Consider the following 6796-nt stretch of genomic DNA (forward strand, 5'->3'; position numbering starts at 1 on the left):
GCTGCCGCGGCGGGCCGCGGCGCGGCCGGGGCCGGCTTGGGCGCGGCAGGACGCCCGGGGGCACCGGGGAGTGCGCCGGGCTTGGGGCCGGCCGCAGCCGGCTTGGGGGACGCCGACTTCGCCGGCGCAGTCTTTGCGGCAGCACTGCCGCCGCCGAACGCATCACGCAACCTGCGCTCGACAGGCGCCTCGATCGTCGAGGACGCCGAACGGACGAACTCACCGAGCTCCTGGAGCTTGGCCATCACGGCCTTGCTCTCGACGCCCAAATCCTTGGCGAGTTCGTATACCCGGACCTTAGCCACTTCGCTCCTTCTCGGTCCGGGTGTTCCGCCGGACCGTCGCTATTCCACGCTCGTACTCATCGCGTACTCATCGAGTGCTCATCGCAATCTCGACCTACTTTCGAACTCGCGAGGTACCTGTTGACGGACTGACTTGCTGGTGCTGCACTGCTGCCTGCTCCTCGACGAACCGCTGCAGCCGGGCGGTGTCGAGCGGCCCCGGCAGGCGCAGGGCCCGCGGGAACGCGCGGCGGCGAACCGCCAGAGCGAGGCAGTCCGAAGCGGGGTGCACATAGGCGCCCCGCCCGGGGAGCGTGCCGCGGGGATCGGGGACGACTTCCTCCCCGACACCCACCACACGCAGGAGATCGTGTTTGGCCGCTCGCTTCCGGCAACCCACGCAGGTGCGTTCCGGGCATGCGACGGTACGCGTCCGGCCAGACACGTCCAAGTCTACCCCTCGAATGGTCTTCGCTCCGACCCGGTTACGGTCGCGAGCGGCCCCCACGACGGGCTCAACCCGTCGCGGGGGCGCGGTATTCCGGCGCGCTTCCGATACGAAGCGCCTTGATCGCGGATCTGCCGGGGCTCTCCGCCCGGCTACTCCGCCGGGGTCTCGGTGTCCGGGCGGATGTCGATCCGCCAGCCGGTGAGCCGGGCGGCGAGACGGGCGTTCTGGCCCTCCTTGCCGATCGCCAGCGACAGCTGGTAGTCCGGCACGGTCACCCGTGCGGAGCGGGAGTCGTAGTCCACGATCTCCACCTTCGTCACCCGCGCGGGGGACAGGGCGTTGGCGACCATCTCGGCCGGGTCCTCGGACCAGTCCACGATGTCGATCTTCTCGCCCATCAGCTCGGCCATGACGTTGCGCACCCGGCCGCCCATGGGGCCGATGCAGGCGCCCTTGGCGTTCAGGCCCGGCTTGGACGTCCAGACCGCGATCTTGGTGCGGTGGCCGGCCTCGCGGGCGATGGCGGCGATCTCCACCGAGCCGTCCGCGATCTCCGGGACCTCCAGCGCGAACAGCTTGCGGACCAGGTTGGGGTGGGTCCGCGAGAGCGTCACCGACGGGCCGCGGACGCCCTTGCGGACGGCCACGACGTAGCACTTGAGCCGCAGGCCGTGCTTGTACTCCTCAGTGGGCACCTGCTCCTGGACCGGCAGGATCGCCTCCAGCTTGCCGATGTCCACGAGGACGTTCTTGGGGTCCTTGCCCTGCTGGACCACACCGGTGACGATGTCGCCCTCGTGCCCGGCGTACTCGCCGAAGGTCTGCTCGTCCTCGGCGTCGCGCAGGCGCTGCAGGATCACCTGCTTGGCCGTGCTCGCCGCGATCCGGCCGAAGCCGGAGGGGGTGTCGTCGAACTCGCGGGGCTCCGCGCCCTCGGCGACCTCGTCCGGGTCCTCGGTGGCCCACACCGTGACGTGGCCGGTCTCGCGGTTCAGCTCGACCCGGGCCCGGTTCCGGGAACCCTCAGTGCGGTGGTACGCAATGAGGAGGGCGGACTCGATCGCCTGGACCAACAGGTCGAACTTGATCTCGCGCTCCTGCACCAGCCGACGCAGGGCACTCATGTCGATGTCCATGGCTACGCCTCCTCTTCTTCACTTGTAACCGTCTCCTCGACGGCCTCGTCCAGTTCTTCGGCAGCCTTGCGGTTGAACTCGACCTGCACCCGGGCCTTGCCGAGTTCCGGGTAGGCGTACCGCTGCTCCTTGGCCTTGCCGCGCCCCTTGACCGGGGGGATCTCGAGCAGCACGCCGTCCTCGTCGGCCTCCAGCACCCGGCCGGTGACCTCGCCGCCGGCGGTCAGCGCCGCCTTGACCAGGCGGCCGGTGGCCCGGCGCCAGTGGCGCGGCAGGGTGAGCGGCCGGTCGACGCCGGGGGAACCCACCTCGAGGCGGTACTCGCCCTCGCCCATCAGGTCCGAGGCGTCGAGCGCCTCGCCGAACCCGCGGGACAGCTCCGCGACGGCGTCCAGGTCGACCCCGCCGTCGGCGTCCACGACCAGCTCGAGCACGCGGCGACCGCCGACCTTGCCCAGCTTGACGTCCTCGAGATCCACGCCCGCCTTCGCGGCGAGCGGCTCCAGCAACTCGCGCAGCCGGTCGTTCAGGGTGGTACTCATCCGGGTGACTCCTCGGCCGCGTGTGCTGTTGTCGAGTGGTCCGAAGACCGCCAATGAACGGGGACAGCTTATCGGTTCCCGGGGACGAATCCGGCTCACGCTGCCGTGGGCCGCCCCGGAAGCGGTACCGTCCGTGCTCGTGACCGCCCTCCCCCGACGCCGCGTCCTCGCCCTGCTGGCCGCCGTGCCACCGCTGCTCACGGCCTGCGGCCCGGACTCGCCCGCCCCCGCGGGCTCGGCCGCTCCGACGCCGGTGGACCCGGACACCCGGGCGCGTACCACGGCCACCGGCGCGCTGCGCCCGCTGGTCGCGGCGTACGCCGTCCTGACGCCCCCTCAGCCGGCAGCGACCGCAACGGCGCTGACGCAGCTTCAGGCGCTGACCGGTCGACAGACCACGACGCCGGGTGCCACCGCCTCCGCGAGCGCGACGGCGACAGCCCGCGCCACCGCGACCGCCACCCCGGCCGCCGTCGCACAGCAGGAGCTGGCGCTGGCCCGGCTGGTCACGGCGCAGGTCCCGCGCACCTCCCCCTCGCTGGCCCGGCTGCTCGCCTCCGTCGCCGCGGGCGCCACCCTGCGGGCGGTCACCCTCGGTGCCAGGGTGCCCCTCGACGACCGGCCGATCGCCGCCGGCAGTGCGGGCCCGGCGCCGAGCCCGGCGGAGCTGGAGGCACTGCAGGGCGCGCTCGCCGCGGAGCACGCCGCCGTCTACGGGTACGGCGTGCTCGGCGCCCAGCTCGGCGGCAAGGCGCGGGCGCGGGCCCAGAGCTGCTACGCCCTGCACCGCGAACTCCGCGACGCCCTCAGCGCACGCATCTCCGCCGCAGGCGGCCGGCCCGTCGCCGCGGCAGCGGGCTACCGCCTGCCCTTCGCCGTCGCTGACGCCGCGTCAGCCCAGCGGCTCGCCGCCACCCTGGAGGACCGGCTCGCGGCCGTCTGGGCCAACGGCGTCCGTGCCGCCACCGGCGCCCGGCGCGGCGAGGCCGCGGGGCACCTGCTGCGGGCCGCGCTGCGGGCGCAGGCCTGGGGCGCGGCCCTCAGCGCCTTCCCGGGGCTGCCCGAGCGGGCCGCGTCCGCGCCGCGCTGACCATGCACGACAATGGAGCCGCACGCGGCCGACGGGGGGCGCAGGACGAAAGGCGAGCATGTCCGCAGCTGAACCGCAGTTCCACATCCCCGCCAAGCTGGCCGACACCGTCGGCCGCTGGGAGGGGGAGACCGGCCGGGCCTGGCTGGAGCGCCTCCCCGCGCTCGTCGCCCGGTACCTGGACCACTGGGGCCTGAGCCAGGAGCGGGTGGTCGAGCCGGGCGGGCAGATCAGCCTCGTGCTGTACGTCCGTCAACCCGACGGCGCTCCGGCCGCGTTGAAGGCGGGGCTGCCGCACGTCGAGACCGAGCAGGAACCCGCGGCGCTGGCCCACTGGAACGGACGCGGCGCCGTCGCACTGCTCGACGCCGCACCGGAGGACTCGGTCCTGCTGCTGGAGCGGCTCAACGGCGAGGTGCCGCTGCGCTCGCTCCCCGAGGACAAGGCGATGCTGGAGGCGCTCGGCACCCTGCAGCGGCTCTGGGTGGAGCCGCCGACGGGGCATCAGTTCACCCTGGTGCGCGACCGCGTGGCCGACCTCGTCACCACCCTGCGCACGCGCCGGGACCTCGCCGCCGGAGCCGACGCCGTCCCGCTGCTCGACGAGGCCCTGGACCTGGCCGACGGGCTGCTCGCCGACGAGCCCGAACTCCTGCTGCTGCACGGCGACTTCCACCACGGCAACGTGCTGGCCGCCGAGCGCCAGCCGTGGCTCGCCATCGACCCCAAGCCCCTCGTCGGCGAGCGCGCCTACGACCTGGCCTGGCTGGCCCAGGACCGGCTGGAGACCCTGGCCGGATCCCCCGGCCCGGCCGCCGCCGCCCGCCGCCGGCTGAACCGGCTGGCGGACCTGGTCGAGGTGGACCGGGACCGGCTGCGCGGCTGGACGCTGTTCCGCACGGTCGAGGCCGGGCTGTGGAGCCTGTCCGTCGGCGACCGGGACGCGGCCGAGCTCTTCCTCGAATTCGCCGGGCAGCTCTGAGACAGGACGAACGGGAACCGGAAGGAGGGACACCGTGGCCGTACCACCGCGCCGGAAGGCGCTCACCGACCGCCAGTTGGACAAGCTGGCCGGGTACCACCCCTACTGGCTGCTGCCCTGGGTGCTGGTCACCCTGTTCCCGCTCTACGACGTGCTGCACGGGCACAATCCGCGGCCGATGGTGGAGATCGCGGCGCTGTCGCTGTTCGCCGCGCTCTACTGCGCCGTCGTGGTCACCGCGTTCTGGCCCCGGTTGCGGCACGTGCGGCTGCCGGTCGTGTTCGCGGTGCTGATGGTGCCGGTGACCGGCGGCGTGGCCGGGTCGCTGGCGCACGGGCTGCTGCTCTACCCGCTGCTGGCGGTCTCCGTGGCGGTGGTGGTGCCCGAGCGGTGGTCCTGGGGAGCGGTGCTGGGCGTGCCGGGGCTGGCCGCGCTGACGGCCCTGATGAAGGGTCAGTTCTCCGCCATGCTCTGGTCCGCGCTGCTCGCCTTCCTCGCAGGGGGGCTGGTGCTGACCCGGATCCGCCTGGCCGCCACCGCCGAGGAACTGCGTGCGGTCAGGCGCCGCGAGGCGGCGGAGCGGGCAGCGGCAGCGGCGCGCCCATGACCGCGTAGCGCAGCGCGGTGTTGGGGAAGGCCACCCGTCGCGCCAGGTCGCGGTACCCGAGCGAGCGGTACAGGTGGCGCGCGGGGGTCTCGCTGTCGATGGCGGACAGGATGCTGCGCGGCAGCGGGCTGGTCCCGGTCAGCGTGGTGATCAGCTCCCGCCCGAGGCCGACGCCCTGGTACCGGGGGTGGACGTGCAGCTCGGTGACGGAGAAGGAGCGGTCGAGCCAGTGAGCCTCGCCGTTGGCGTCGAGATAGGGCTCGATGACGGTGGACCACCAGTGCGCACGGTCGTTGGGCATGCCGTAGGCGAAGCCGACGAGCGTGCCGTCCCCGAGGAGCGCGCCGAAGGCGCGGGCCCCCGGGAGGGTGGCATGGCGTCGGACGATCTGGAGGCGCACGGCGACTTCCTCGGGCCCGAGCCCGAAGGCCACGGCCTGCACCTCCAGCGCCTCGGGCGCCCGCGCCTCGAGGTCGATCTCCGCCACCGTCACATCATCCACACCCGGACGGTATCGCGTGCCCCGCAGGGGCGCGAGGATCCCCCGCCTTCGGGCGGGGGGTGCCCCCACCTCGAGCGGGCCAGCACCCACGGTGGGCCGTCCCGCAGAGGGAGCCGGACCTCCCCGGGTGGTGGGATCGTCGGTGGGGGCACCTCCCGCCGTGGGGACACCCCCGGCCGAAGGCCGGGGGTGGTAGGGGATCCTCGCGCCCCAAGGGGGTCAGAAGAGGACGCTCATGAAGGCGCCGATCTCGGCGAAGCCGACCCTGCGGTAGGCGGCGCGGGCCACCGTGTTGAAGTCGTTGACGTACAGCGACGCCACCGGCGAGAACTCCCGCAGCGCGACGTCCAGCACCGCGGCCATGCCGCGGACCGCGTGTCCGCGGCCGCGGAACTGGGGGTCCACCCAGACGCCCTGGATCTGGCAGGCCTGGTCCGTCGCCGCGCCGATCTCCGCCTTGAAGACCACGCGGTCGCCCTCGAACCGCGCGAACGCCCGCCCCCCGGTTACCAGTTCGGCCACGCGGGCCCGGTACAGCAGACCGCCGTCGCCCGCCAGGGGCGAGACGCCGACCTCCTCGGTGAACATGGCGACACAGGCCGGGAGCAGCAGGTCCATCTCGTCCCGGCGCACCCGCCGGACCAGCGGGTCCGGTGCGACCTCGCGGGCGGGTTCCGTCGTGGCCATCAGCGGCTGGCAGTCCCGGACTTCACGGGCCGGGCCCCAGTGCGGTTCGAGCAGTCGCCACAGCAGCGCCGTGGACCCGACCGGGCCGACGATCGAGGAGCAGCGGCGGCCCTGGCGCCGCGCCCGGTCGGCGAAGGCGTGGACGGCCTCGGGACCGGCGCTCAGTGGGACGAGGTTGGCCCCGGCGTAGCACATGGCCTCGAGTCGGCCGTCCTCGAACCAGCCCCACATCTCACCGCCGAGCCGCCACGGGTCCAGGCCGGCGACCTGGACCCTGGCGGCGACGAAGGCGTTGGCGACCGGGTCCCGGTTGAGGACCTCGCGGGCAGCCGGAAGGTCCCCGGGTTCCAGGACCCGGGTCGTTATCGCGGAACTGCTCAACACCACGGTCGCACCCTACTCGTGGCGCCTACTCGGCGGCCACGACCACGGGCTCGCCGGACTCGACGCCCTCGGCCTGCATCTGCTCGGCGAGCTTGAGGGCCTCCTCGATCAGGGTCTCCACGATCTTCGAC

9 protein-coding genes are annotated in these 6796 nt (G+C 73.6%); 3 read left to right on the forward strand and 6 right to left on the reverse strand.

The genetic code is table 11. From position 1 onward, the window contains the following. From ACFP3V_RS31025 to rimP, 4 genes are all read right to left on the reverse strand, one after another. On the reverse strand, positions 1-305 hold a 305-nt coding region (locus ACFP3V_RS31025; RefSeq protein ID WP_380590919.1), incomplete at its 3' end, for a translation initiation factor IF-2 N-terminal domain-containing protein. Between the two features lie 94 nt (positions 306-399). Continuing rightward, complete coding sequence (locus ACFP3V_RS31030) at positions 400-729, reverse strand: YlxR family protein (RefSeq protein WP_380590922.1); 330 nt, start codon at positions 727-729, stop codon at positions 400-402. Between the two features lie 155 nt (positions 730-884). Then, positions 885-1871, reverse strand: a complete 987-nt coding sequence (gene nusA / locus ACFP3V_RS31035; RefSeq protein ID WP_380590925.1) for a transcription termination factor NusA — start codon at positions 1869-1871, stop codon at positions 885-887. A gap of 2 nt (positions 1872-1873) precedes the next feature. Next, positions 1874-2413 carry a ribosome maturation factor RimP gene (gene rimP, locus ACFP3V_RS31040; protein WP_380590928.1) on the reverse strand — a complete coding sequence of 180 codons (540 nt, stop codon included), beginning with the start codon at positions 2411-2413 and terminating at the stop codon, positions 1874-1876. A gap of 139 nt (positions 2414-2552) precedes the next feature. Between rimP and ACFP3V_RS31045 the strand changes: the two genes are divergently transcribed. From ACFP3V_RS31045 to ACFP3V_RS31055, 3 genes are read left to right on the forward strand one after another with little or no spacing between them, the layout of a single operon-like run. After that, positions 2553-3503 carry a DUF4439 domain-containing protein gene (locus tag ACFP3V_RS31045; RefSeq protein ID WP_380590931.1) on the forward strand — a complete coding sequence of 317 codons (951 nt, stop codon included), beginning with the start codon at positions 2553-2555 and terminating at the stop codon, positions 3501-3503. 58 nt (positions 3504-3561) lie between these two features. Further along, complete coding sequence (locus ACFP3V_RS31050) at positions 3562-4485, forward strand: aminoglycoside phosphotransferase family protein (protein ID WP_380590934.1); 924 nt, start codon at positions 3562-3564, stop codon at positions 4483-4485. Between the two features lie 34 nt (positions 4486-4519). Next, positions 4520-5092: a hypothetical protein gene (locus ACFP3V_RS31055; protein ID WP_380590937.1), complete on the forward strand. Its 573-nt coding sequence runs from the start codon at positions 4520-4522 to the stop codon at positions 5090-5092. Here the strand turns inward: ACFP3V_RS31055 and ACFP3V_RS31060 are convergent. Both ACFP3V_RS31060 and ACFP3V_RS31065 read right to left on the reverse strand, forming a co-directional pair. Then, positions 5043-5594, reverse strand: coding sequence for a GNAT family N-acetyltransferase (locus tag ACFP3V_RS31060; RefSeq protein ID WP_380590940.1), 552 nt, complete (start codon positions 5592-5594; stop codon positions 5043-5045). The genes ACFP3V_RS31055 and ACFP3V_RS31060 overlap by 50 nt on opposite strands. Positions 5595-5813: 219 nt before the next feature. Continuing rightward, positions 5814-6665: a GNAT family N-acetyltransferase gene (locus ACFP3V_RS31065; RefSeq protein WP_380590944.1), complete on the reverse strand. Its 852-nt coding sequence runs from the start codon at positions 6663-6665 to the stop codon at positions 5814-5816. Between the last annotated feature and the right edge of the window lie 131 nt (positions 6666-6796).

The organism is Streptacidiphilus monticola (assembly GCF_042658505.1).
Lineage (GTDB): Bacteria > Actinomycetota > Actinomycetes > Streptomycetales > Streptomycetaceae > Streptacidiphilus > Streptacidiphilus monticola.

What these genes read in the sequence shown, in the direction of transcription:
- ACFP3V_RS31050 (WP_380590934.1), top strand. Translation starts at nt 3,562, where the DNA reads ATGTCCGCAGCTGAACCGCAGTTCCACATCCCCGCCAAGCTGGCCGAC.
- nusA (WP_380590925.1), bottom strand. Translation starts at nt 1,871, where the DNA reads ATGGACATCGACATGAGTGCCCTGCGTCGGCTGGTGCAGGAGCGCGAG.
- rimP (WP_380590928.1), bottom strand. Translation starts at nt 2,413, where the DNA reads ATGAGTACCACCCTGAACGACCGGCTGCGCGAGTTGCTGGAGCCGCTC.